Annotated in this window: 21 protein-coding genes, 1 pseudogene and 1 riboswitch; of the genes and pseudogenes, 15 read left to right on the top strand and 7 right to left on the bottom strand. The window is 43.3% G+C overall.

Features of this window, described 5'->3' with window-relative positions; genetic code table 11:
- Positions 1-161 precede the first annotated feature (161 nt).
- Positions 162-1,133 (bottom strand): glutathione S-transferase family protein, encoded by a 972-nt coding sequence (locus N5P32_RS16510; protein ID WP_265730114.1) that lies wholly within the window; start codon positions 1,131-1,133, stop codon positions 162-164.
- A gap of 108 nt (positions 1,134-1,241) precedes the next feature.
- Between N5P32_RS16510 and N5P32_RS16515 the strand changes: the two genes are divergently transcribed.
- The 3 genes from N5P32_RS16515 to N5P32_RS16525 all read left to right on the top strand — a co-directional run bounded on the left by N5P32_RS16515 (position 1,242) and on the right by N5P32_RS16525 (position 4,146).
- The gene (locus N5P32_RS16515; RefSeq protein ID WP_265730115.1) at positions 1,242-2,396 is read left to right on the top strand and encodes a GGDEF domain-containing protein; all 1,155 of its coding nucleotides are present in this window, start codon (positions 1,242-1,244) and stop codon (positions 2,394-2,396) included.
- Positions 2,397-2,861: 465 nt separating this feature from the next.
- Positions 2,862-3,503 carry a TetR/AcrR family transcriptional regulator gene (locus tag N5P32_RS16520; RefSeq protein WP_265730116.1) on the top strand — a complete coding sequence of 214 codons (642 nt, stop codon included), beginning with the start codon at positions 2,862-2,864 and terminating at the stop codon, positions 3,501-3,503.
- A 25-nt stretch (positions 3,504-3,528) separates the two neighbouring features.
- On the top strand, positions 3,529-4,146 hold the full coding sequence (locus N5P32_RS16525; protein WP_265730117.1) for a LysE family translocator: 618 nt from the start codon (positions 3,529-3,531) through the stop codon (positions 4,144-4,146).
- A gap of 99 nt (positions 4,147-4,245) precedes the next feature.
- Here N5P32_RS16525 and upp read toward each other — a convergent pair whose 3' ends face one another.
- Positions 4,246-4,902, bottom strand: a complete 657-nt coding sequence (upp, locus tag N5P32_RS16530) for a uracil phosphoribosyltransferase (RefSeq protein ID WP_265730118.1) — start codon at positions 4,900-4,902, stop codon at positions 4,246-4,248.
- 277 nt (positions 4,903-5,179) lie between these two features.
- Here upp and lon point away from each other — a divergent pair.
- A pseudogene (gene lon / locus N5P32_RS16535) lies at positions 5,180-7,617 on the top strand (endopeptidase La).
- A gap of 134 nt (positions 7,618-7,751) precedes the next feature.
- A complete protein-coding gene (locus N5P32_RS16540) occupies positions 7,752-9,131 on the top strand; it encodes an MATE family efflux transporter (protein ID WP_265730119.1) in 1,380 nt (459 codons plus the stop codon).
- Between the two features lie 11 nt (positions 9,132-9,142).
- Here N5P32_RS16540 and N5P32_RS16545 read toward each other — a convergent pair whose 3' ends face one another.
- Complete coding sequence (locus N5P32_RS16545; protein ID WP_265730120.1) at positions 9,143-9,907, bottom strand: TlyA family RNA methyltransferase; 765 nt, start codon at positions 9,905-9,907, stop codon at positions 9,143-9,145.
- Between the two features lie 121 nt (positions 9,908-10,028).
- On the opposite strand from N5P32_RS16545, the gene N5P32_RS16550 reads away from it, so the two are divergent.
- On the top strand, positions 10,029-10,868 hold the full coding sequence (locus N5P32_RS16550) for a sulfurtransferase (protein ID WP_265730121.1): 840 nt from the start codon (positions 10,029-10,031) through the stop codon (positions 10,866-10,868).
- 60 nt (positions 10,869-10,928) lie between these two features.
- Here N5P32_RS16550 and N5P32_RS16555 read toward each other — a convergent pair whose 3' ends face one another.
- Positions 10,929-11,246 (bottom strand): hypothetical protein, encoded by a 318-nt coding sequence (locus tag N5P32_RS16555; RefSeq protein WP_265730122.1) that lies wholly within the window; start codon positions 11,244-11,246, stop codon positions 10,929-10,931.
- A 169-nt stretch (positions 11,247-11,415) separates the two neighbouring features.
- Here N5P32_RS16555 and N5P32_RS16560 point away from each other — a divergent pair, with 169 nt between their 5' ends.
- Entirely contained in the window at positions 11,416-12,585 is a 1,170-nt protein-coding gene (locus tag N5P32_RS16560; protein WP_265730123.1) for a nucleotide sugar dehydrogenase, read from the top strand.
- Between the two features lie 26 nt (positions 12,586-12,611).
- The gene (locus N5P32_RS16565; RefSeq protein WP_265730124.1) at positions 12,612-14,276 is read left to right on the top strand and encodes a DUF3413 domain-containing protein; all 1,665 of its coding nucleotides are present in this window, start codon (positions 12,612-12,614) and stop codon (positions 14,274-14,276) included.
- Positions 14,277-14,520: 244 nt separating this feature from the next.
- On the opposite strand, the gene N5P32_RS16570 is transcribed toward N5P32_RS16565, so the two are convergent.
- The 3 genes from N5P32_RS16570 to N5P32_RS16580 all read right to left on the bottom strand — a co-directional run bounded on the left by N5P32_RS16570 (position 14,521) and on the right by N5P32_RS16580 (position 17,774).
- On the bottom strand, positions 14,521-15,177 hold the full coding sequence (locus N5P32_RS16570; protein ID WP_265730125.1) for a capsular polysaccharide export protein, LipB/KpsS family: 657 nt from the start codon (positions 15,175-15,177) through the stop codon (positions 14,521-14,523).
- A gap of 542 nt (positions 15,178-15,719) precedes the next feature.
- Positions 15,720-16,547: a glycosyltransferase family 2 protein gene (locus tag N5P32_RS16575; RefSeq protein WP_265730126.1), complete on the bottom strand. Its 828-nt coding sequence runs from the start codon at positions 16,545-16,547 to the stop codon at positions 15,720-15,722.
- 84 nt (positions 16,548-16,631) lie between these two features.
- Positions 16,632-17,774: an AGE family epimerase/isomerase gene (locus N5P32_RS16580; protein WP_265730127.1), complete on the bottom strand. Its 1,143-nt coding sequence runs from the start codon at positions 17,772-17,774 to the stop codon at positions 16,632-16,634.
- Between the two features lie 98 nt (positions 17,775-17,872).
- Between N5P32_RS16580 and hldE the strand changes: the two genes are divergently transcribed.
- From hldE to N5P32_RS16615, 7 genes are all read left to right on the top strand, one after another.
- Positions 17,873-19,300 carry a bifunctional D-glycero-beta-D-manno-heptose-7-phosphate kinase/D-glycero-beta-D-manno-heptose 1-phosphate adenylyltransferase HldE gene (gene hldE, locus N5P32_RS16585; RefSeq protein ID WP_265730128.1) on the top strand — a complete coding sequence of 476 codons (1,428 nt, stop codon included), beginning with the start codon at positions 17,873-17,875 and terminating at the stop codon, positions 19,298-19,300.
- Entirely contained in the window at positions 19,301-21,091 is a 1,791-nt protein-coding gene (gene msbA / locus N5P32_RS16590; protein WP_265730129.1) for a lipid A export permease/ATP-binding protein MsbA, read from the top strand.
- Between the two features lie 2 nt (positions 21,092-21,093).
- Entirely contained in the window at positions 21,094-22,320 is a 1,227-nt protein-coding gene (locus N5P32_RS16595) for a 3-deoxy-D-manno-octulosonic acid transferase (RefSeq protein WP_265730130.1), read from the top strand.
- Between the two features lie 22 nt (positions 22,321-22,342).
- Positions 22,343-22,462: riboswitch (TPP riboswitch) on the top strand.
- Positions 22,463-22,540: 78 nt separating this feature from the next.
- Positions 22,541-23,554, top strand: coding sequence for a thiamine ABC transporter substrate binding subunit (thiB, locus tag N5P32_RS16600; protein WP_265730131.1), 1,014 nt, complete (start codon positions 22,541-22,543; stop codon positions 23,552-23,554).
- 11 nt (positions 23,555-23,565) lie between these two features.
- On the top strand, positions 23,566-24,243 hold the full coding sequence (locus N5P32_RS16605) for an ABC transporter permease subunit (RefSeq protein ID WP_265730132.1): 678 nt from the start codon (positions 23,566-23,568) through the stop codon (positions 24,241-24,243).
- Entirely contained in the window at positions 24,222-25,172 is a 951-nt protein-coding gene (locus tag N5P32_RS16610) for an ABC transporter permease subunit (protein ID WP_265730133.1), read from the top strand. Before N5P32_RS16605 ends, N5P32_RS16610 begins: the two co-directional genes overlap by 22 nt.
- The gene (locus N5P32_RS16615; RefSeq protein WP_265730134.1) at positions 25,159-25,869 is read left to right on the top strand and encodes a thiamine ABC transporter ATP-binding protein; all 711 of its coding nucleotides are present in this window, start codon (positions 25,159-25,161) and stop codon (positions 25,867-25,869) included. Before N5P32_RS16610 ends, N5P32_RS16615 begins: the two co-directional genes overlap by 14 nt.
- Positions 25,870-25,974 lie beyond the last annotated feature (105 nt).

Here is a 25,974-nt window from a genome sequence, read left to right on the forward strand (position 1 = left end):
AACGTTTATATCCTCGTTATGATTATCTATTCAGATAATGCTTCCAAGGAAAAGAAGTCGATACGAAAGTGAGCCTATTATCCTTAAAAAGGCTCAACTTTAATAGACTTTAGCTTAGGCTTCTTTAATTTGCCTTAATTCCTCTTCTTGTTGTAAAGACGTCAGACAAAAAGGCTCGCAGGTCCAATGGGAACCACTTGCGTTGGGTTGATGTTTTTGTGGCTAAAATAATAGTGGCGTTTTATGTGTTGTAAGTTGACTGTGCTTGCAATGTTCGGCCAATGGTACAAGCGTTTTAAATACGCATTGAGTTTGGGGTAATCCAAAATGCGTTTCATATTGCATTTAAAATGCCCGAAGTAAACGGCATCAAAGCGAATCAGTGTGGTGAATAGCCTCCAATCGGCTTCGGTTTGTTCTTCACCAACTAGATAGCTATTGGTGGAAAGTTGTTCTTCCAAAAAGTCGAGCGTATCAAAAACTGGAACGAGCGCTTCTTCGTAGGCTTGTTGGGTCGTAGCAAAACCACATTTATACACGCCATTGTTCAGGGTGTTGTAAATGCGGTCATTAATTTGATCTATTTGATCCGCTTTTTCAGCAGGGTAAAAGTCCAGCGTGTTATGGGTGATGTCATTGAAAGCGCGATTAAATATACGAATAATTTCCGATGACTCGTTAGAAACAATGGTGCTGCGCTCTTTATCCCATAAAATGGGGACCGTGACTCTGCCGCTGTAATCTGGGTTGGCTTTTGTATAAAGTTGATGCGCATAATCAAATTGATGCAGTGGGTCTTCTATGTGAATGTTTGGGTCAATAAAGTCTGGGTCTTGTTTGAATTCCCAGCCATTTTCAAGCATGTCTGGGTGTACGCAACTGATGCTGATAATGTCTTCTAGCTGTTTGAGCTTGATAAAAATCAGTGCCCTGTGAGCCCATGGGCAGGCAAGGGAAACGTATAAGTGATAACGACCTGTTTGTGCCGGAAAGTGTGTTGGGTTGTGTGCGTCGTATTCGCCTTCAGGGTAGATCCAGTTGCGAAAAGCGGACTCGCTGCGAATGAACTTGCCTTGGCTGGCTTTTGTGTCGTACCACTGGTCTGCCCATTGGCCATCTATCAGTAATCCCATCGTTTTTCCTCAAATTAGATTTCCTACTATTATTAATGAAATTGAATCGTTTTCGGGGCAATATATTGATCGTATTTAATCGAATGATTCGATGGGTTTTATTTTTTTATGTCTGAACGTTTAGGTTCACTGTTGGTTCCGTGCTGCATTTTACTGGTTAGTGTTTATGCTAGTTTGTATGTGGGGCTGCTGCCACCGCTTTGGTTTAGTATTTTACCGTTACTTCCTCTTATTTTGGCTGGCGTTGCTGTTTTACTGGCTTGGCACTTCAATAAAGGCCGAGTGCTGATTCTAGTGTTGCTGTTATTGATCCCTAAATTGTATGGTGACTCTGATCAAGACGCCTCTTTGACAGCGTATTTAGTGGTCTCATGCTTTTGTATTGCTTTACTGGGTTTTATTCCCGAGCGCGGCTTTTTTAATCGTTTTGCGGTCAATCGTATTTTGTTCGTCGTTATGTTGGTTTGTTGGTGTTATGCCATTGAACGCCGCTGGGTCTCATTCTCGTTTTTAGATTATGCCTTTTTTAACAGTTCGTTAACTTGGTCTACTGTTTTGCTTTGGTGTGTATTGTGTCTAAGCACCACGGCCATAGGTGCGGCTTGGTGGCTGAGCGGCGATACGTTCAGGGCGAGTGGGTTGATCAGCATTATTTGCTTGTTAATCATCAGCCATTTTGTGTCTTCTGATTCCCAATTTGATGCATTGCTGTCCGCTCAATTTTTGTTGTGGATTTGGTTTTTATTGATGGAAAGCCATCGTATGGCTTATCTGGATGATATGACTCGATTGCCAGGTCGGCGGGCATTAAATGAACAGTTGGTTGGTTTGCCTAAACAGTACGCTATTGCCATGGTGGATGTGGATCATTTTAAGAAATTTAATGATACCTACGGCCATGATATGGGGGATAAGGTGTTGAAAACGGTGGCATCGCAACTGAAACTGTTTGCTTATCCAGGGCGCGCCTTTCGATATGGCGGTGAAGAATTCACGGTGGTGTTTCGAGGGAAGCATCTTGCTGAGTCGGAAAAAGCATTGGAACTGGTTCGTGAAAGTATTGAGGAAACCTTGGTTGAAGTGTTTGATCCCAAAAAGAAGCGGGATGTGGATGTGAATGTAACGGTGAGTATTGGTGTTGCTTTTGCGGCGCTCGCGGAGTCTCCGGATTCGGTCCTTAAAAGAGCCGATGAAGCATTATATCAGTCGAAGAAAAAAGGCCGAAATCGCGTTTCTAAGTCTCCGCAGCCCAAGAATGTGTAAAATTTCAAATTAATTGATCGATCGGTCAAGTTTTTTGCTGTGATCTATTGCACTGTGATTACAGCTGTCTATAATCAGTGTCATACTTTTTTATAAAGCCGTGTTTATTGGGAGACCATTTCGATGAGGTTGATCGATAGACGCGGTTTTGAGTCACTGAATCCAGTGGCTTGTGATGGGTGACACCGTCCATTAAGAACATTGAGATAGCCAATGTGTATTTGATATCTTAATCACAGCGCCAACGTGGTGTAGCAGTTAGCCTAGTGACGAATGCCTATAGTCACGAACGTCTCTGCTGCGAGGGGAAATGGGGAGCTTCGGCTCCCTTTTTTTATGCAAATTTTGCTTATACCTTCGTGGCAATTACAAAGAATGTTATTCTTTTGTTGTGCCGTTCAGGATGGTAAGTCGGCATTGACGTTTTTCTCTTTTAGTAAATATTCGATCAGCGAGGCTAAACCTTTGTCCGACGTTAAACGACCAAAAGATCAGTTAAAAGCGCACATCAGAGCGCAAAATCAAGCTCTAATTCTTGAAACCTCAGAACGCGTGTTTGCGCGACAAGGGTTGGCAAAGACCACGACTCAGATGATTGCCGACGAAGCAGGATTGCCGAAGGCGAATGTGCATTATTATTATCGCTCTAAGAAAGACCTTCTTGAAGCGGTGTTGGAACGAATTCTAAGGTTATGGTTGGATTCTGTTAGTGAGTTTACGGTGTCAGAAGGGCCAAAACAGAATCTGACACGATACATTAGTGAGAAGGTAGACCAGTCTAGAGCAAATAAAAATGCTTCTAAGATTTTTGCTATGGCATTAATTGGTGAAGAAGCGTTCGTTCTCGAGTATCTTAGACGCTACTTTGTGACGGAGCTGAGTCGCGAAAAATCGACAATACAACAGTGGGTGGAAGAGGGGCTTATTCAGCCAGTTTCCACTGAGCATCTGTTTATTAGTATTTGGGCGATGACGCAAACGTACGCAGACTTTGACGCGCAAGTAAAAATTATGCTGCAAAAAGACGAGCTAGAAGAAAGCGATTATGATGAGGCAAAGCAAATCATCACGCGAATGGTTCTCGCAGGTTGCGGCGTGGTTGGGTAATTCATAGAAGGCATGAGGGCTGGTTATGACATTAGAAAGTGGAATTACGTTTTTTCTCGCCATTTTTATTTTTAGCATTACACCTGGTCCTGGTGTGTTTGCCATATTGGCACGAAGTATGACAAAAGGTGTGCGAGCATGCGTGTCTCTGAGCTTGGGCATGGTGTTGAGTGACATCATTTACTTAGTGATGGCGTGTTATGGCTTGGCGGCGATTGCGTCAACATGGGAAACCGCGTTTTTGGTCATTCGATATGCTGGTGCTGCTTATCTGATGTATTTGGGGTGGAAAATGTGGTTTTCTCCTGTTGCAGACTCGTCACTTGAAAGTGAAGGTGGCTCGAAAGGTGAGATTGCCAGCTTTATTCAGGGCTTTATGATTTCAGCTTCCAACCCCAAAGTCATTTTGTTCTATGTGGCTTTTTTACCCACCTTTATGGATTTGACCGTATTGAGTGGTGCTGACATCGTTTTGGCGTCTTTTCTGGCGTTCATTGCGTTGTTTTTTGGTTTGACCATTATTTCTATAGGGGCCTCTCAAGCAAGACGGTTGATGAAGTCAGAACGTTCTATGAAATCGTTAAACAAAACGGCTGGTGGCATTATGGCCAGTGCGGGGGCTTTTTTAGCGTTAAAAAGCTAGAAAATAGAGCTGTTTGTATTTTTGCAGTGTTAACGAAACGAAAAAACGCCCTGCTGAAACAGTAGGGCGTTTTTTGTTGTGAGCTTTTGAAGAGGAGGATCAGCGAGTACCGTAAATACGGTCGCCAGCATCGCCTACGCCTGGACGAATATACGCATGGTCGTCTAGACCACGGTCAATCGAGCCAATATACATAGCAACGTCTGGATGCGCTTCTTTAAACGCTTGGATGCCTTCAGGTGCGGCGAATAAGCAAATGAAACGAATGTCTGTTGCGCCCATTTCTTTCATCTTTTCTATGGCCATGATGGCGGAGTTCCCCGTGGCTAGCATTGGATCGACGACAATAATGGTTCGCTCCTCTACCGAGTGAGGCATTTTCAAATAGTATTCAACCGGTTGCTTGGTTTCTGGATCGCGGTATAGACCAACATGACCAACTCGGGCGCTAGGAGACAGTTTTAAGACGCCTTCGGCCAGTCCGTTACCTGCTCTCATGATGGTAACGATACACAGTTTTTTGCCTTTTAGGACGGGGCACATGGCTTTTTCTAGAGGTGTTTCAATTTCAACGTCAACGGTTTCTAGATCTTGTGTGGCTTCATAACCAATGAGAGTACCAAGCTCTTCAACCAACATTCTAAATTCACGTGTGCTGGTGTTTTTGTCTCGAAGGCTGGTCAGCTTATGTTTTACGAAAGGGTGCTTTACCACATGGATGTCTTGGTAAGCGGTTAGGAGTTCGTCACGAGTCATTGGCCTTTCCTTTTTTTAACTCTACGGGGATATGAACTAAGCGTTTGTGTCTTAATGATGTTTCTTATAATAGCACTAAGTCGGAATTGGCCAAATAACTAATCCTGTCTGCTAGGTTAAGTTTTGCCTTTAAAGTGAGTAAGTATTTGGGAAAACAAAACAGAGTGTTGTTTTCGTTCAGATCGTCATTACATAGAGAGTATTCCGTTCCATTAACAGCATTCATTTTTTAGCTTGTGCTGTTTTAATAAATATACCGATTTTTGAGATGTTGATTATGAGTAATGACGAACAATACTTAGATGAGCAAACTGAGCATGAAATCATGGAAGAAGATGACGAGGTTGTGATCAGTGACCCTAAAGGCTTGGCATTGCCTGATGATGTGTTGCCTGACACTTTGTTTATTTTACCGATTTCGAGTCGCCCTTTTTCCCTGCACAAGTGCAGCCAGTCATGGTGGATGCGGATCAGTGGGAAGACACCTTAGAAAGAATTGCAGAGCACCCACAGGCGGCTGTTGGATTGGTTTACGCGGATAAAAAAGCGAAAAAAGCCCCTTCTGTTGATGAGTTTCGTTCTATTGGTTGTGTTGCGAGAGTACATAAAGCTGAAAAACAGAACGATAAATTGACGTTTTTGGCTCAGGGCGTAAAGCGTTTTGAAGTGGTTGAGTGGTTGAGCGAAGACGCGCCTTATTTGGCACGAGTTCGCTATATCAATGATGTGAAATCCAACGACGATGAGTCAAAGGCTTATTCGATCGCAATATTGGATGCCATCAAACAGTTGATTCGTTTAAACCCGTTATTTAGTGAAGATTTAAAACAGTATCTGGGGCGTTTTTCGTTTAATGAGTCTGGGCTGTTGGCGGATTTCGCAGCGTCTATCACCTCTGCCGATGCCGAGGAGCTTTACGATGTATTAGCGACAATTCCTATTCATGCTCGGATGAACTTGGCATTGACGCTTCTTAGAAAAGAGTTGGAAATTGCGCGATTACAAAATGAAATCAGTGCAGAAGTTAACGACAAAATTAGCAAGCATCAACGTGATTTCTTTCTTAAAGAACAGTTAAAAATCATCCAAAAAGAGTTGGGGATTTCCAAAGATGATCGCACTTCCGATGTGGAGACATTCGAAGCAAGGCTGTCAGGGAAAACCTTGCCAAAAGCGGTGGAAAATAAGATCCATGAAGAGCTGCATAAACTGAGTATTTTAGAAACCGGTTCTCCTGAATACGGCGTTACTCGTAATTATTTGGATTGGGCGACGGCTTTACCTTGGGGCGTGCATTCAAAAGACAATCTAGACATAAAACTGGCACGTGATGTTTTGGAATCACACCATGCCGGTCTTGGTGATATTAAAGATCGGATTGTTGAGTTTTTGGCATTGGGGGCGCACCGTGGCGAAATGGGAGGCAGCATTTTGCTTTTGGTCGGGCCGCCTGGTGTGGGTAAAACGTCGATTGGTAAATCCATTGCTGAATCTCTAAACCGTAAATTCTACCGTTTTAGCCTGGGTGGTATGCGTGACGAAGCGGAAATAAAAGGTCATCGTCGCACTTATATCGGAGCTTTACCGGGTAAATTTGTGCAGGCTTTAAAAGACGTGGAAGTTGAAAATCCAGTTATCATGCTGGATGAAATCGATAAAATTGGCTCATCTTTCCAAGGCGATCCAGCGTCGTCGTTACTGGAAGCGCTTGACCCAGAACAAAATGTTGAGTTTTTAGACCATTATTTAGACATGCGTATCGATTTGTCTAAGGCGCTGTTTATTTGTACGGCCAATCAGCTGGACACAATACCATCACCTTTATTGGATCGTATGGATGTGATTCGCCTATCCGGTTACATCGGCGATGAAAAATTAGCGATTGCTAAGCAGCATTTATGGCCTAAATTACTCAAGAAAAATAAGCTGTTGAAGAAGCAGCTGAATATTACTGATGCGGCGTTGCGACATATCATCGAACATTATGCTCGGGAAGCGGGCGTCCGTGGATTGGATAAATTACTGCAAAAGATTCTGCGTAAAAGTGTGGTTGAGTTGATGACAGGCGAAAAAGATCACATCAGTGTGGGCGTCAAAGACGTAGAAGCTTTATTGGGAATGCCGTATTTCCGTCCTGAGAAAACATTGCAGGGCGTTGGTGTGGTGACAGGTTTGGCATGGACATCAATGGGTGGGGCGACCTTGCCAATTGAAGCCAATAAAGTGCATGAGTTGACTCGCGGCTTGAAGCTGACGGGTAAGTTGGGTGATGTGATGAAAGAGTCTGCAGAGATCGCGTATTCTTATGTTTTTTCACATACGAAGAGTTATCAAAAGGCTCCAGAGTTTTTCGATAAAAGCTTGGTGCATTTGCATGTGCCAGAAGGGGCAACACCTAAAGACGGACCAAGTGCGGGTATTTCTATGGCGACGGCATTGCTGTCTTTGGCCAAAGGCGAACCGGTTCGTCGAGGTTTGGCGATGACCGGTGAGCTGACTTTGACAGGGCAAGTGCTTGCTGTTGGTGGTATTCGTGAGAAAATCATTGCCGCGAAGCGCAGTAAAATTAGTGAAGTTATTTTGCCGGAGCCTAACCGTCGTGACTTTGAAGAATTGCCAGAATCAGTGAAAGAGGGCATGACCGTGCATTTCGCAGAACGCTTCACAGATGTGGAAAAAATCGTCTTTAATCGAGGAAATAATCATCTTCACTGAGGCGTCTATGACCCAGGCGTAAAGTAAGCGTTTTCTCGCAACGCCATACATGAGAAAATGAAAAACCAGACCACAGCAATGTGTCTGGTTTTTTTATGTTTTTTGCGCAAGTGCGACACTTTTAGGGGATAAGAATGCCTGCTCCGGCAAAACTGACACAAGGTTCCACGTTCAAACATGTCGTTAGCATGTCTGCTACCGGGGCGTTTGGCCTAATGTGTATGTTTTTGGTTGATCTGGTCGATATGCTTTTTCTGTCTATGTTGGGCGAGAAAGAAGCGGTTGCTGCTGTTGGGTTTGCAAGTACAATAATGTTTTTTACGATATCGCTAAGTATTGCGGTATCGATTGCGGCCACTGCGTTAGTGTCGCGGGCGGTGGGTGAAGGGCAAATTGAATTAGCGAAGCGCCGAGCCGTCAATGTCTTGGCGTTTGGTGTGTTTTTTTCCACGGCGGTGGTGTGGTTTTTGTGGCCAAATATTCCTCATATCCTCTTGTACATAGGAGCAACGGGTAGAACGCTGGATTTGGCGACTGGGTATTTACAGATCTTGGTAGTGGGCATGCCTGCGGTGATGATTGGCATGATCGGCTCTGGGATCATGCGCGCGTTGGGAGATGCCCGCCGTGCAATGTACGCCACCATGGTGGGTGGTTTGGTTAATGCGGTTTTGGATCCAATTTTCATTTTTGCCTTTGGTTTGGGTGTTCAAGGTGCTGCCATTGCTTCGTTGTTGGCGAGGTTTTCGATGGTCGCAGTGTCTTATTATGGCGTTGTGCATATTCATAAAATGTTGGGTGAGTTTGACCTGATGGAGTTTTTTGAAGACGCTAAATCGATTTCTGTTATTGCGGTTCCGGCAATGCTAACGAATATGTCGTCTCCTTTAGCGAATGCTATTGTGATGGAGCACACCTCGTCCTTTGGTGATGATGCCGTTGCGGCGGTGGCCGTGATCGGTCGCGTGATACCGGTTGTGTTTGGTGGTATTTTTGCGTTGTCTGGGGCTGTTGGACCAATATTAGGGCAAAATTATGGCGCCGGGCGCTTTGATAGGATGCACAGCGCGATCAGCAGTGCTGTGGTCTATGCTCTGGGTTATTGTTTGATATTGTGTTTTTTTCTGTATCAAATTCAAGACTGGTTGGTGGGTGTCTTTCATGCAACGCAAGGCAGTGCGGATTTGATTCGTTTTTTCGCAACTTTTGTGTCGTTCAGCTTTTTCTTTCAGAGTCTTTTGTTCATTGCGATTGCGGTGTTTAACAATTTAGGTAAGCCATTAAATAGCACGTTGTTGAACTTTGGACGTGCGACGCTGGGAACCTGGCCATTGATTACTTTTTTCTCCCTATTTATGGGGGCGGAAGGGATCTTGTTTGGTCAGGCTGTGGGCTCGGTTATTTTCGGTAGTCTCGGCTTTTATATGGCACGAAATTACATCCATGAACTGGAAGAGAAGGAGGCACGCGACATTTTGCCAAATAGCCTCCATCAATATGATGAAATTATTTAGGTTGTGATCACTTAGGCTTGTTGTTTGATTGCCCAAAGCAAAAATTCTTGATTGCCATCACCGCCCTTTATTGGGCTGTCTATATAACACTTCACTTCGAATCCTAACGTTTTTACAAACGCTTGCATGTCTTTGGACAGCGTTTCGATGCGTTGCTTGTCTTTGACTATGCCTCCCTTGCCAATAAACTCTTTTCCCACTTCAAACTGCGGTTTAACGAGTGTGATTAAATGCCCAGTATCGCTGAGTAAATTGGGGAGTTGGGGCAATATTTTAGTCTGTGAAATAAACGACACATCCATAACCGCGAGGTCAAAGCCGCTTTTTGGTAGGTATTGATGCAGGTCTTCGGCGCAAAGGTGGCGAGCATTTATACCTTCTAAACAGGTGATGTTTGGGTTGTTTCGTAAGCGAGGATCCAGTTGGCCATGTCCGACTTCTACGCCTACCACGTGAGCAGCACCATGTTGAAGGACACAATCGCTAAAGCCTCCGGTGGATTGGCCGATATCTAGTACATGAAAACCATGAATGTCGAGCTTGGTGTAGTCTAAAGCGCCTTCAAGTTTAAGCGCGCCACGAGAGACATATTTGTCTGTGTCACTGATCTCAACGTGAAGTTCTGTGTCTGGTGACAGTTTCAGGCTCGGTTTGGTGACGGTTATCCATTGCTGATCTTGTTTGTAGCTGACGCGCCCTTCACTGATAAAGGTTTGAGCTTGAGAGCGTGATTTGGCTAGGCCTTGCTCTGTGAGGATTAGGTCAATACGTAACATAAGAAACTCGGCAATGAAGTAATTGTCGCGGATGTTAGCAAAAATTGAATAATCAAAGTAGATTTTAACGAAACAGAGTGCGCCTATTTTATTATTCTTAATGATTGTCTGAGGAAAGCCTGTGCTATTAAAAACGCTAATAAATACAAACGAACTGGCCGCATTGCTTGGGCTTTCGAATGTGGTTGTTTTAGATTGTCGATTTTATTTAACAGATCACGCTAAAGGTAAGTCTGAATACAATATTGGCCACATTCTTGGGGCCATTTTTGTGGATGTTCACCATGAACTGGCTGCAGTGGAAACGGAGGTGACAGGGCGTCATCCATTGCCTGATGAAGCGATTTTTGCTCGCCAGTTACAGACTTGGGGAATCAATTCTGACACTCAAGTGATTGTGTATGATGATATGGGTGGCGCGATTGCAGCGCGCGCATGGTGGATGCTGTGCCAGCAGTCGATCAACGTACGCGTGTTGGATGGTGGTTTTCCTGCTTGGGTGCGCGAAGGCAAGGATGTGTCGACTGAGCCGAATGTGGGAGTGGCAACGCAAGATAAAATAGAGGTTTCGTTTCCTTGGGCGATCAATGAGCAAGTTGTTGTTGAAAATTTTGAGACCAATCAATTTCAATTGGTGGACGCTCGAGCGTCAGATCGTTTTAACGGTGAAAACGAGAACATAGACCCGATCGCCGGCCATATACCAGGAGCGATTAATCGCCCATTTTTAGACAACCTTGATGCGGATGGAAGCTTTAAACCGGCTGAGCAATTGCATGTTGAGTGGCAAGACTGGCTGACAGAGGAAGGTGATGCGTATGTGTATTACTGCGGCTCTGGTATAACCGCTTGCCATAATGTATTGGCGCTAAATTATGCGGGGATTGAAGCGAAACGAGTCTATGTAGGATCATGGAGTCAGTGGTCGAAGCGAATGATGCGTGCGATGGCCGAGTCTTAGTGTCGTTAAATTAGCCCCTGTTGATAATATTAGGGGCTAATTGTAACGGTTGCCAAGCTGCTATTTGGGGGTTGAGCCTGCTATGAATATTTGTACTTGTTGATGAGAGTCTCCCCATATATGCGATTTAATGGCGAGGAGTAAGTGTTCTGCCTCTTTTGAAGACACAATGCCATCAATGAGTTGAATGCCTATTCCTTCTTGTGTGAAGAAAAAATGCCACGTGTGTTTGTCGATGATTGCCTGGCCTTCGCCATTGTTATAGCTGACTTGTTGGAAAGGGTAGTCGCTGGGAATAAAGCAGGAAAGTTCTTGGCCTGAGGTGCCATAGTTCAGATCAGGGATGTAGCCTTGACGATCGACCAATTCAAATTTCATATGGAACTCCTTGTTTTTTATTAAGATTAGCTGAGGTGTTCACTGTTTGCTGTCTTTCTTAATGCAATTCATAAAAAAAGCACGATTAGGCATTTTTAATTATGATGCAAGCTGTAAAATAGCGTCTTTTGAATTCGATATCTATCTTTAAAATAAAGGACAAGACTGAATGAAAATCGCAGTAGCTGGAACCGGGTACGTTGGTATTTCAAACGCTTTGTTATTGGCTAAGCACAATCACGTTGTTGCGCTGGATATTGTTGCTGCCAAAGTGACGATGCTAAATAACAAGCAGTCGCCTATTGAAGATCATGATATCGAGCGTTATCTCGCCGAAGAAGAGCTTGATTTTGTTGCTACCTTGGACAAGGAAGAGGCCTACGTTGGTGCGGATTTTGTTATCATTGCAACGCCTACCGATTACGATCCGCAGACCAATTATTTCAATACCAGCCATGTAGAATCCGTTATTCAAGATGTTATTCGCATCAACCCTAATGCGGTGATGATCGTGAAATCGACCGTTCCGGTTGGCTTTACTCAGTCAGCAAGCGAGCGCTTTTCAACGAATAATCTTTTATTTTCACCTGAATTTTTACGTGAAGGCAAAGCCCTGCACGACAATTTATACCCGTCTCGCATTATTGTGGGCGAGGTTTCTGATCGTGCTCAAGTGTTTGCTGATTTATTGGTGCAGGGGGCGGAGAAAACGAATATTGATGTGCTATTAACAGGCTCTACTGAGGCGGAAGCAATCAAACTGTTTGCGAATACCTATCTCGCGATGCGAGTTGCGTTTTTTAATGAGTTGGACAGTTATGCTGAATCCCATCACCTGAACAGTCGTCAAATTATCGAAGGAGTGGGACTAGACCCACGCATTGGTAATCATTATAACAACCCCTCTTTTGGCTATGGTGGCTACTGCTTACCTAAAGATACCAAACAGCTGCTAGCAAACTACGATAAGGTTCCAAATAACTTAGTACGTGCCATTGTTGACGCTAATGCTACCCGTAAAGACTTTGTTGCAGAATCGATTTTGAAAAACAATCCCAAAGTTGTGGGTATTTTCCGCCTTGTGATGAAAGTCGGGTCGGATAACTTTAGAGCCTCCGCTATTCAGGGGGTGATGAAGCGCATCAAAGCCAAGGGTGTCGAAGTGGTTGTGTATGAACCAGCTCTCTCCGAGGATCTTTTCTTCAACTCGAAAGTGATTAAGAATCTTGATGAATTTAAAAAAATATCAGACGTCATTGTCGCGAACAGAATGACGGACGATGTTTTAGATGTTGAGTCGAAGGTGTACACACGTGATTTGTTTGGTGTGGATTCTTAATCCTTTCAAGTTTTTAAGGTTAGCAAATGAATTATAAAAATAAGCTATCTGTCTACTCAGATTTTTTGATTGTAAATATTTTTCTTTCTATTGGTATTTCTACCCGATATTTTTATTTTATGCCTGAATTCCCAAGTGGGGTTTTAGGTCCAGTCTTTATCATTTCTAGCCTGATTAGTCATCTCGCTCTTTTAGGTGGATTGATTGGATTGATCGGGTTTGTTATTACATTTTTGCCTAGGCCTGTTTACTTTATAGGCCTTAGCCTTTTAGCAACGTTGGCTCTATCTACTCTGGTTGTTGATACTTTTGTATTCTCACAGTATCGATTTCATATCAATGAAGTGGTTTTAAAGCTGGTTTTATCTGGAGATGTTGTTGATTTTTCAATGATGACTTGGCTTGTCAGCGTTTTGTCTTTTGTTGGTGTGTTTTTAATAGAAATTTTGCTTGTATTGTATTTGAGTGGTCGAATAGAAAAGGGGAAAAAATATAGAAAAAAAGGCTTGGTTACTATTTTTGTTCTTTCTTTCTTAACCTCTAATTTTATTCATATCTGGGCTGCTGCAAATGCGTACCAGCCAATAATGATTGTTAAAAATTATTTACCTGTATTTCACCCCGCTACGTCTAATAGTTTAATGCAAAAATATGGTTGGGTAGATGAAGAGGCAATTGCGAAACAAAGAGCTATGTCAATTAAAGTCAGCAGTGATTTGCATTATCCGCTGTCTGAGCTTAAATATACCGATATTGATAAGCCAGTTAATATTGTTTTCTTAGTGATAGATTCATGGCGGTACGACACATTTAATGCTGATAATACGCCAAATTTGTGGTTGTTTGCGCAAAATGGCGTTGTTTATGACCATCATATGTCTACTGGCAACTCTACTAGAACCGGAATATTTGGGCTGTTTTATGGTATGCCTGGTACGTATTGGCAGAATATGCTTAGTAATGGTCGATCACCTATATTTATGGACAGGCTGCAGGAGTTGAATTATCAAATTGGTGCATTTGCATCGGCTTCTTTGATGGACCCGGAGTTTAATCGTACTGTTTTTTCTAAAATTCAAGACTTGAGGCTGAGGTCTGAAGGTAGCTCTCCATCAGAAAGAGACAGTGATCTGACTGAAGATTGGTTGAAGTGGTATGAGAGTAGAGACGCATCAAGGCCCACTTTCTCTTTTCTTTTTTATGATGCTCCTCATGGTTATGACTTTCCTGTCGACTACAAAGAGCGATATGAACCAATGCTTAGTGATGTAAATTACCTTGCACTTAATAATGATACGGATCCTGTTCCTTTCCTAAATCGCTACAAAACGAGTGTGCACTTTGTTGATAGCTTATCGAAAAAAGTACTTGATGCTATTGAAATGTCGGGGGGACTCGATAATACAGTGGTTGTCATCACAGGAGATCACGGACAAGAGTTTAATGATAATAAGCTGAATTATTGGGGGCATAATAGCAACTTCACCCCTGCCCAGACTCACGTACCTTTCGTGATAATTGCGCCTAAAACGACGACTGAACACGTTATGGCGACTGAAAATGTATCTACTCATGAAGATGTTGCCCCAACACTGATTAAACATTATCTAGGGGGAGGAATATTCCTGTTGGTGATTATTCCACTGGTCAGGATTTGTTTGAGTCGAATGCACGAAGTAGAGATTGGCTGATCAGTTCGAGCTATTCTGCTTATTCCATGATTACTAAAGATAGTATTCTGGAAGTTGGGGCCAGTGGCCAGTACCAGCATTTAGATTTAACGAATCGCGCAATTGATGAAGAGCCAAACTTTCATTATTTAAAAGATGTTTTAGAACATTTAAGTCGGTTTAAGAAAAAGTAGAAGCTGATACTAGGGATTAAGACGCCAAAACACTAGTTTTGGCGATATATTTTAATTGGTTTGATCTTATTTTAGCTCTCTTTATTACGTGTTAAAGAAAATGTATCGCTGCCATTAAGCCTGTTTTTGATAGCAAGAACGTGTTCTTCCTCAGCTTTGCTTCTATTTCCAGGTATACAATAAATATACTTCAGATAAGTGAAAAATTTATCTCTGAGAGTTTGGTTGAATGTCCAGCCTTCATTTATTTTCTTCAAACAAGATGTCAGCTCATTCGAGTTACTCGCATGAAGCACAAGGTCTTCAATGTTATAGCAAGCCTCCCCAAGCGTTATCACCTTTTTGTTTAGTAATAAGGCTTCTAAACCTACTGTGGAGTTAATCGTTATTACAGCCTTAGAATGCTCTATTAGTTCTGAAGTTAGATTTCCATTTGCAAATACCGCATTATCATTTTTATCATACAAATGATTATAGTGTTTGTGCCAAGTGGGATGTTCTTTAAAAACTATTTTTAAAGATGGATCATTAAGCGGTTTAGTCGATTTTATTACTTCGTCATATAGCATTTCCATTGAGCTAATCCAAGGTGAATGGCTTGCTATTTGAGTATCGTGGGGTACCTGGAATGCGACAAAAATATAATTCTTAGGTAGTTCTGTATTTTTAAAGGTTTGTCGCTTTTTATGGTTTCCTCTTTGAGATAGTTCTGGAGGTGAAAATGACAACTTGTTTTCTGGGTCAAATTTGAGGTAAAACTCGGGTGTTTTATTCAGCGAAGAAGATGCATTTACGCCTGTAGGGTCTAAAGTTGTAGTGTGTGGAAGTAAGCCATTTTCAAAATAAAAAACGTCTATGTTTAAGTGTTTGGCGGCTAGTACAACGGTTATGTTAGGTAGCTTTTTGCCGTTCCATACGATAACACTGTTAGGTTTGTATTCTTTTAAAACAGCTATGTACTTTGCAAACCTTAGCTTTTCTTGAACTTTTACAATAAACGAATAGGCTTTTTCTATTAGCTTGAAGTGCCAGATTGTACTTTGAGCTTTTTTTCTTATTACTTGCTTTTCAATGACGCTATCAAGATTTTTTTAAAGGCGGTTTTTAAGTGCCACAAAGAATTTATTTTTGGTTTTCCCATGACATAAAGGTAACACTTAAGGTCTAATTTTCCAATTAGCCTTTTGTAGTACCGAGCATGTACATTTTTTCGGGTAATAAATAAATGATCCATTTTAAACTTTTCTTTGTTGTTAATATTGAATTGTGTTTAGGAGTGGTTTCTCAAATGTTTATCTATACCTACCCTTGCTTTGATTACTTTGTTCTTTTTGGTGTCTTCTCTGATCGATCTGCTATTTGCTAGCATCTCAGGGGTGATGTATCCACGCTTATGGTCTAAGTGAATACACACAGCAGAGTATCTAATACGCTTTGCTTTTAGGCCGTAATTAACGAGTCGATCACCAAACTCACAATCTTGACCACCATATTGCATTGTTTCTTCAAAACCGTTTACGGCTAAAATGTGCTCTTTGTAGCAGGAAGCGCTGTGCCCATTCCAAGTTGGTCGAGCAGGGCTTATCTTGTTCAGAAAATCGGCCCAAGCTCCGCGGGCTGTCAGCTTCATTGTTTTGTGCGTTTTCTTAAGTCCCATACTAACTAACCAACTTACATCAAAGGCTTTTTGGCTAACAATATCTTCCCTTGTTATGGCTTTGCTTATGTCCATAGGGAGCTTGAAATAGCCTCCGGACAAATAGGTATTTCGCTCTGACAGTCTTAGATGTTGTTCAATAAAGTCTTTTCTAGGGATGCAGTCGCCGTCGGTGAAAATCAGGTATTCCCCTTCGGATGCAAGAATGGCTTTGTTTAGGATTCGACATTTTTGAAACCCATCGTCTTCTTGCCAGACGTGTTTTATTGGGATAGTGGTTTCATTTTTCATTCGATCAATGAGCTCTCGTGTGTCTTCACGTGATCCATCATCAGCAATGACGATTTCAAAGTCTTTGGCTGTTTGCTCAAAAAATCCCCAAAGGACTTTTTCTAGCCAAGCAGGAGAGTTGTAAGTTGTAAAGACGATACTGGTTTTCATTTTTGGGCCTAATTGACGTTTTAAGTCTTGCTGGATACCGTTACTGAACAGAGTAGTGTTCGAGTATTTGCCGTGGCAATGATATTAAATTGTATGAGAGTTATTGTGTTCTGACCATCTTAACACCTCCGTTAGCCCGAGAAAAATATGATAGCTGCTGGTTCCAGGAAGAGGGAATGTCTTAGGTGTATTGTCTTCATCAAGGTATTCATTCCAGCGGCCATCTGGTAATAGATAGTGCTGTTGAATGAAATCGATTGCTTTTTCTAAGCGATCGACCTTTTCCTCTTTGCCAATGGGCATTACCGTGATGGCTTTTAAATATTCGGTGATCGGCCAAATACGCTTTTCGGTGTCAATTGGAAGATAAGTCTCTGCGTCTATTTGATTGTAAATGCCGCCATTCTTGGCGAGTCCGTATCTGGTGGCGGTTAACCATAGCTGTTGCGCTAAGTCCGTATGATCCGTGTTTGGTATGATTTTATTTGCTTCATAGAGTAACCATACCCATTCAAAGTGATGGCCGGGTTCAACTTGATTTCCTATTTGTGGGTCAAGCTTCCAATCGACAGTAAAAAATTCACGTAGAGTGTTTGTTTTTTTGTCGTAAAAGTGTTCTAGCGCTAACGACAGTAGAGAGTGGATGGTCTTTTTGTATTCATCATCCTGCGTGACTTCGTAAGCAGCAATATAGCCTTCTAATAAATGCATGTGCGGGTTTTGGCGGCGAATTTGTGTGTCGTCAACCGGGTAGGTTTCGTAAAATCCACCTGCTTCAGATTGCATTTTTTCGTGCAGAAAGCGGTGGGTTTTCTTCATGTAAGATAAGGCTCTATCGTCCTGTGTTACCTTGTAATAATGGCTAAAAGACAACAAGACAAAGGCAATGGCGTAAGCGTCAGATTGCGTGTCTTTTGTCGAGAGGTCATCGTTTAAAGAAAAGATCCAGCGTTCGTTCACAAAGTAGCGGGTGATTATGAAACGAAAAAGAGGCTCGAGTCTTTCATGCAGTTCGTCAGATGGCTGAATTTGGCAGGCATGACTGAATGTGTATAGCTGTCTGCACTGTGTGAGTAGGCGAATTCGTCCTGCAGGGTTATTCGACCACTCATGGGTCATGCTTTCGTAGCTGAAACCAAAATCTTTGTTAATGCCATACGCAGCCCAGTTTTTAAGCAGCTTTTGAAAAACAAACGAGTGGCAAATAGGAATGGTTGATTCCAGCATACGGTAAATAGCCTTATTTCATGTGATATTGAGTATGTCCAACTTGACTGAGGAGTATGATAAGATGGCGGCTTTCAAAAATCGATTATTATGTGGCTATGAACTCTTCATATTTGAATTTTAATGATAAACATATTCTCGTCGTTGGGGATGTGATGTTGGATCGTTACTGGCATGGTGGTACCTCCCGTATCTCTCCTGAGGCGCCTGTTCAAGTAGTGAAAGTATCGAACATAGAAGATCGCCCTGGCGGTGCCGCTAACGTCGCATTAGGGTTGGCTAAGCTTGGCGTGAAAGTAACTTTGATTGGTGTGGTTGGTGAAGATGATAATGCCAAAGTACTAGAACACAGCCTTGAGGCAAGCGGCGTTACTTGTCATTTTGTTCGTTCTGCCTCTTTACCAACAATTACCAAATTGCGTGTAATGAGTCGCCATCAGCAATTGATTCGTTTAGATTTTGAAGAGCATGAGTACAGTTTAACTCAGAATGAAGCTGTGGCTAATATGGTTGAGAGCGTTCTCCCTGATGCTGATGCCGTCATCTTTTCTGATTACAATAAAGGTTGTCTGAATGATGTTCAGACGTTAATTAAGTATGCGAATGAGGCCAATATTCCAAGCTTTGTTGACCCAAAAGGAGAGGACTTTTCAATTTATCAGGGTGCAACACTGGTAAAGCCTAATTTTGTTGAATTCGAAACCATTGTTGGTCAGTGTGCGTCAGATGCCGATGTGCAGCAAAAGGGCGAGCTCCTTAGGCAGCAATTTGGTTGGGAGGCTTTATTAGTTACTCGCGGTGAAGATGGGCTTGTATTATTTGAGAGCAGTAAATCTCCCTTTTCACTTGCCACATCCGCTAAAGAAGTTTATGACGTGACAGGCGCAGGAGATACGGTTATTGCCGTGTTAACTGCGGTGTTTGTGACGAGTAAGCGGTTCACGGATGCGGTTGAATACGCTAATCAGGCGGCTGGCTTTGTGGTAGGAAAACTCGGAACGGCTTTTATAACGGCCGATCAGTTAGCGGCGATTATGTATCAGCGTTCTCATTCAACAAATTTCGGTGTATTGCCGCCTTCCGAATTGTTAGAGCAGGTGAAGCTGGCCCAAATGAATGGAGAGCGGGTAGTTTTTACCAACGGTTGCTTTGATATTATTCATCCAGGTCATATTGCTTATATGAAGCAGGCAAAGGGGCTTGGTGATCGACTAATCGTCGCTGTAAACACAGACGCATCGGTAAAGCGCTTAAAGGGTGAAAAGCGTCCCATTAATGATTTGGTTCATCGCATGTCCGTTCTTGAAGGTGTTGGCGCTATTGATTGGGTGACATGGTTTGATGAAGACACGCCGAAAGAAATAATTGAATATTTAACGCCTGATGTATTGGTGAAGGGTGGGGATTACACGATTAATACCATAGTTGGTGCTGATCATGTCCTAGCCCATGGCGGGGAAGTGAAGGTCTTAACTTTTGTTGATGGCTATTCGACTACAGCTATTATTAAAAAAGCGAATTTGTAAATGCAAGAAAACGACAGTGTTGAAAAAGAAACGTCTTCTATTAAAGAGCCTGCTACTGGGATGCAAACCTATTTTCGTTTGTTGACGTATGTTCGCTCTTCCTGGGGATATTTGCTGTTAAGTATTATTGGCTATGTTATTTACGCAGCAATGGAGCCAGCATTAGCCGCATTATTGAAACACATGGTGGATGTGGTATCCGAAGGGAAAATCACCGAAAGTCGATTAGTGATACCTTCTGCTATTTTAGGTATTTTTATTTTGCGAGGAGTTGGGACTTTTTTGGGCAGCTATTTTATGGCAAAAGTTGCGAACAATGTTGTGTTTGATTTACGAACCAGCATGTTCAATAAATTAGTGTTATTGCCTTCTAGTTACTACCATTCTACTCCCACAGGCCGCTTATTAGCTAAGCTAACTTACAACACAGAGCAGGTTATTGGGTCTATCACGCAAGCTATCCGAATTTTGTTGCGTGAAGGAATGACTGTTGTTGGTTTGTTAGGTTATATGATCTACATGAATTGGCGATTAACGCTATTATTTTTATTAGTGGTTCCCCTAATTGGTTTGGTGGTTTCTTATGCCTCTAAGCGTTTTCGTCGACTAAGCGCTCGCATTCAGAATGCGATGGGCGGTGTGACTGACGTGGCTTCTGAAGCGATTAAAGGCCATGAGGTCGTTAAAATATTTGGTGGAAGTCAATATGAAATAGAGCGTTTTCACAAAGCGGCCGCTGAAAATAGACGCTCACAGTTGAAAATGGAAAAAACCAAAGCGCTAAACGTGCCCATTGTGCAATTTATTCTCGCATCGGCAATGGCCATTTTGATTTGGTTTGCCTTAAGTCCTTCAATTAGCTCGAACATGACGTCTGGGGACTTTATTGCCTTTATTACAGCGGCTGGCATGCTGGGTAAGCCCATTCGCCAGTTGACGGATGTGAACAGTATTTTGCAAAAAGGGATAGCGGCTTCTTATAGTATCTTTGAGTTTCTAGATATGCAGGAAGAGGTCGATAAAGGCGGGATTTCTATTGACCGTTTAAAAGGCGATATAGAATGGCAATCCATGTCTTTTCAATATCCAGGTGCTGATAAGCCAGCTTTGAAGAACATAACATTGAATTTGCCCGCTGGGAAAACGCTGGCTTTGGTTGGTCGTTCTGGCAGTGGGAAGTCCACGATGGCGAATTTGATTCCTCGATTCTATGACTTTGGTGAAGGCGACATTAAGATTGATGGCGTTTCACTTGCCGATTATAAATTGACGGAACTACGCTCCAACATCGCTTTGGTGAATCAGCAAGTGGTGCTGTTTAACGGAACGATTCGCGACAATATCGCTTATGGCGGCCTAAATGGTGTGAGTGATGATGATGTTGTAGCCGCGGCACAAGCCGCCAATGCCTGGGGATTCATTCAGGAACTTGATCATGGCTTAGATACCATGGTTGGTGAAAACGGCGTATTGCTTTCTGGCGGTCAGCGTCAGCGTATCGCTATTGCTCGAGCAATACTGAAAAACTCACCCATTTTGATTTTGGATGAAGCGACATCCGCGTTGGACACCGAGTCAGAGCGCGCTATTCAAACAGCACTGGAAAATTTAATGGTTAATCGAACGACCATTGCTATTGCGCATCGACTATCAACCATTGAAAACGCAGATATTATCGCCGTTGTGGATCATGGTGAGATCATTGAGCAAGGCTCTCACAGTGAATTGTTGGCGATGAATGGGGCCTATGCACAACTTCATAATCAGCAGTTTAGTGAGACGTCCGCGTAGTTATGTGGCTTTATCGTATTCTAATCGCGCTATTAACGCCGTTGATTTTGTTAAAAGTCCGGCGTTTTAAAAAAGATTATGCGAATTATCGGGCGAAAGAAGCATTTGGTTTATGGCCCACCGTTGACGCGGATTTGTGGATTCATTGTGCGTCTGTTGGTGAGGTATTGGCTGTGCGGCCATTGGTGTCGCAATGGCAAGAGAAATATCCCTCTCATCGGTTGTTGATAACGACTATGACTCCAACGGGCGCTGAGCAAGTGGCGAAAACCTTTCCATTTGCCCAACACCGCTATTTGCCAATGGACTGGCGTTTCAGTGTTAAAAGAGCGCTAAACGCAATGTCCTGTAAGCATCTTCTGGTTGTCGAGACTGAACTTTGGCCTAATTTGTTACAGCAAGCAAAGCGTCGAGGTTTACGAGTGGATGTGGTGAATGCGCGTTTGAGTGAGCGATCTTTTCTACGGTATCAAAAGTTTTCGACTATTTCTCGTTCGCTGTTCGCATTACCCGATTGTTTCTTAGCCCATGCACAAGCAGACGCTGTTCGCTTTGAAGCGTTGGGTGCAAAAAAAGTTATGGTGATAGGCAGTATTAAGTTTGATCTTGTCGTGCCACCAGGTGTTCTTGAGTCGAATTGGCGTCGTCAGCTTGGATCTCGTTTTGTTTGGGTGGGTGCAAGTACTCATCAAGGCGAAGATGAAATGCTCTTACGTACTCATGCTGAACTCATGAAAAAGTACCCTGAGGCGCTATTGATACTGGTGCCTCGTCATCCAGAGCGTTTTGATGCCGTAAAAACCTTGGCTATGCAATCATTCGATAGGGTTGCGCTTCGAAGTCAGGTGCCGCTGGATCAGTGGTCTGAGTCTGATGTCATCATAGGTGACTCAATGGGGGAGTTAATGAATTATTATCAAGCATCTGATCTCGCTTTCGTGGGAGGAAGTTTGATAAAGCGAGGTGGGCATAATCCGATTGAACCGGCCTTGCTAGGTAAAGCCATTCTAGTGGGGCCGTACACGTTTAATTTTACGGATATTACCGATCAGTTATTGCAAGTCAATGGTGCCATTCGGTGTCAAGATGAGGTACAGCTTGAAAAAGTGGTAGTGGATTTGGCGGGACAGTCTTCTCAACGCTTTAGGCTAGGTCAGACGGCACTGCGTTTTGCAGAAAAAAACCAAGGTGCTGTCACAAGGGTGCTTGCCGAAATAGACTTCCGTTAAACGACTCCTTACAATAGACGCTCATTATCTCATGGGGTGTTTTGGCATTGACTCAATGCTAGGGCTGAGAAGCGGATTTTCTGCTAACCCACCGAACCTGATCCAGATCATGCTGGCGTAGGAATCGAGATAGCAAGTTGAACGGCTAAAAAAATCTAGCTCAAAATACACTGCTTGCCATTTCCCCTGTACGCCGCTCACTTATTTTAGGAGCGACACTTTGAAACTACTTTCGTTACCCTCTTCCTTGCCTGCGGCTGTTATGGCGCTTGGCGTTATTTTTTCGCCTGCTGTTTTAGCGACTAACACCCTTAATGTGTATACCTATGATTCCTTTGCTTCCGACTGGGGGCCGGGCCCTAAGATTAAAGCAAACTTTGAACAAGAGTGTGAGTGCGAATTGAATTTTGTCGCACTGGATTCTTCTGTTGGTATTTTGTCTCGCGCGCAATTAGAAGGCAAATCGTCACAAGCGGATGTGCTTCTAGGGTTAGATCTCAACCTGATGGAAGCAGCAAAGCAAACGGGCTTATTAGTGGATCATGCTGTTGATACGTCTGCCGTGACGATTTCGGGTGGGTGGACGGATAAAGTCTTTGTGCCATTCGACCAAGGCCACTTTGCCTTTATTTACAACTCTGAGACACTGAAAAATCCGCCAACTAGCTTGAAAGAGGTGGTGGACAATCAAAATTTACGTGTTATTTATCAGGATCCTCGTACCAGTACACCTGGGCTGGGTTTGTTGTTATGGATGAAATCTGTTTATGGGGATAACGCGGCCGATGCTTGGGAGCGACTCGCTTCACATACGGTAACCGTTACTAAAGGTTGGTCTGATGCCTACGGCTTGTTTTTGAAAGGCGAGGCGGATGTGGTATTGAGTTACACGACGTCACCTGCGTATCACATTGTGGCGGAAGGGGATAACAAGTATAAGGCTGTAATGGCCAGTGAAGGCCTTTACCCGCAAATTGAAGTGGCGGCAATGATGAAAGATGCACCCCATCCAGCTTTAGCGAAACAGTTTATGCAGTTTATTTTACAGCCAGGTTTCCAATCAACGGTGGCAACGGGCAATTGGATGTTGCCCGTCGTGAAGCTAGATGAAAAATTACCGGCCGCATTTGATGGTGCTTTAAAGCCAACAAAGAACCTTGTCTTGCCAGCAAAAGACGTAGCAACACATCGTAAAGCTTGGGTCGACGAGTGGCTAAATGCTACAACTCGATAATAGTCGTTAAGTTGCTTTCTTTTCGAGCAGTAAAAGGGTTGTGGCCAGCGCTATTGGGTGTTGGCTTTTTCCTGATAATGGGAGCTGCCAGCTTGGCGGCTCTTTTGCGTTATAGTGAATTACATTCTTGGCTTGGCTACATGCAGCAACCCTATCTGTGGCGAGTTGTACGTTTCTCTCTGTGTCAAGCATTACTAAGCAGCGGAATTAGCCTGCTTATTGCTATTCCAGTTGCGTCTTGCCTAATACACCGCCAGTTCTATGGGCGATCTTTGTTATTGCAGCTATTTTCCGTCTCTATGGTAGTGCCAACCATTGTGGCGATTTTGGGCTTGGTGGTGGTATACGGCCGAAGCGGTTGGCTAAGCAGTCTATTTGGTGTCCAAATCCCTCTGTATGGCTTGCTGGGTATACTGTTGGCGCATGTGTTTTTTAATATGCCATTGGCGGTACGACTGTTGATGCAGGGTTATGATTTGATACCTGCAGGCCAGTGGCGCCAAGCTTCACAGTTGGGTTTTTCCCGTTGGAATGCGTTTCGTTTGATTGAGTGGCATTATCTTAAGAAGGTTTTGCCAGGCGCGTTTGTGCTTATTTTTATGTTGTGTTTTTCGAGTTTTGCGGTGGTATTGAGCCTGGGGGTGGACCCAAATTTAGTACGCTGGAAGTGGCTATTTATCAGGCGCTGAGGTTTGAATTTGATTTAAATAAAGCCAGCTTTTTGGCGCTGTTGCAGGTGCTGATATGTACTTTATTTGCGGTTATTGTGTATCGACTTGCGCCGGTTAATCGACAAGATATGAGCTTATTGTCGATAAAAAGTTATGCGTTAAAAGACTCATTTTTGTCAAAAATCGGGGATGCTATTGCATTGCTGTGTGCGTTTGTTTTGGTGATTCCTCCTTTTTTGGCCATTTTTGATCCGATGTTTTCGCCTATTTTTCTTCAAGCGCTGCAATCAAAAGCATTGTGGAATGCCGTTTTTGTGTCATTACAAATAGCCATTCCGGCCGCTATGGTGAGTCTTTTTCTTGGTGTGAGCTTTGGCGTGCTGGCACGGTTCTGTATGGCGAGACAATACCTGCATATCTTGCCTAGCAAACTCGAACATCTAGGAAACATGATTTTAATGGTGCCAGGTTTAGTGATCGCCACTGGTTTGTTTTTGTTTTTACGCGATCTTGGTTGGGGGTTAGGATCCAGTTACTGGGTGGTGGTTTGGGTCAATGCGGTGATGGCGTTGCCGTTTGTATTGCGTGCTCTTATGCCAATGATGTACCAACAAGAGCGCCGTTTTAGAAATTTGTATTTAAGTCTAGGTGTCCGTGCGGGGTCTCGATGGCGTCTGGAATGGCCTTTGCTGCGCCCAAGTATTGCACAGGCGTTTGGTTATGCATTATTGCTTTCCCTTGGGGACATGGGGGTGATTGCCTTGTTTGGTAGTCAGGGCTTGGTGTCGTTGCCCTTGTATTTGTTTCAACTAATCGGCTCGTATCAACTCGAAGAGGGAGCCTGTGTGGCTGTTGTGTTGATCTTGCTTTGTTTGGCCCTGTTTTTTTGTTCATCCTTTTTTATTGGTGGCCGAAAAGCAATAGGAGCGTTGCATGCTAGAAATTAACCTGCAGTATGACTGGGAAAACTTTCACGCACACTATTGTGTGGGGATTTCGAAAGGCGTCACCACGTTGCTTGGTGGCAGTGGCGAAGGAAAAAGTACGCTGTTGCATTTACTGGGTGGTTTTTTAGATGGCCGTGGGGAATTGCGGTTTCATGAAGAATCATTGTTGTCGTTGCCAGCTTATGAGAGACCTATTTCAACCTTGTTTCAGAGCGATAATTTGTTTCCTCAGTTGACCGTCTTTGACAATGTCGCCATTGGCTTATCGCCTTCTTTGGCGTTGACGGCCGATCAAAAAGACAAGGTGCTTTGGGCATTAGAGAAAACGCAGCTTGCTGATAAGGCTGATCGATTTCCACAGGCACTGTCTGGAGGACAAGCTCAGCGTGTGGCGATTGCTCGAGTGTTGGTTCGTAGGAAGCCTATTTTGCTATTGGATGAGCCATTTAGTGCGTTGGATCCCGCTTTACGTGAAGAGATGTTGTATCTGGTGAATGATGTAACGTTAGAGTTGGGATTGACTACCTTATTGGTGTCGCATTTGCCGCAAGAAGCGAGTTTGGTTGGCGGGCGAGTTTTGCTCATAGAGCATGGTCGAGTCGCGGCCCATGAGTCCGTGTCCGTTTTATCTCAGGATGTGGCTCATCCGCTTTTTTCGCATTATCTTGGCGCTTCTAATCGTTCGACAAACCCTTGATATTGCGTTACATATCACTTGAATGGTGGGCGTTGATATAACGGTCACTTTATCTTCCCAACTTTGTATTTAAAGAGCGCTGTGTGTCAGACGATAATGAGTTAG

It is taken from the genome of Marinomonas pontica (genome assembly GCF_026191375.1).
Taxonomy (GTDB): domain Bacteria; phylum Pseudomonadota; class Gammaproteobacteria; order Pseudomonadales; family Marinomonadaceae; genus Marinomonas; species Marinomonas pontica.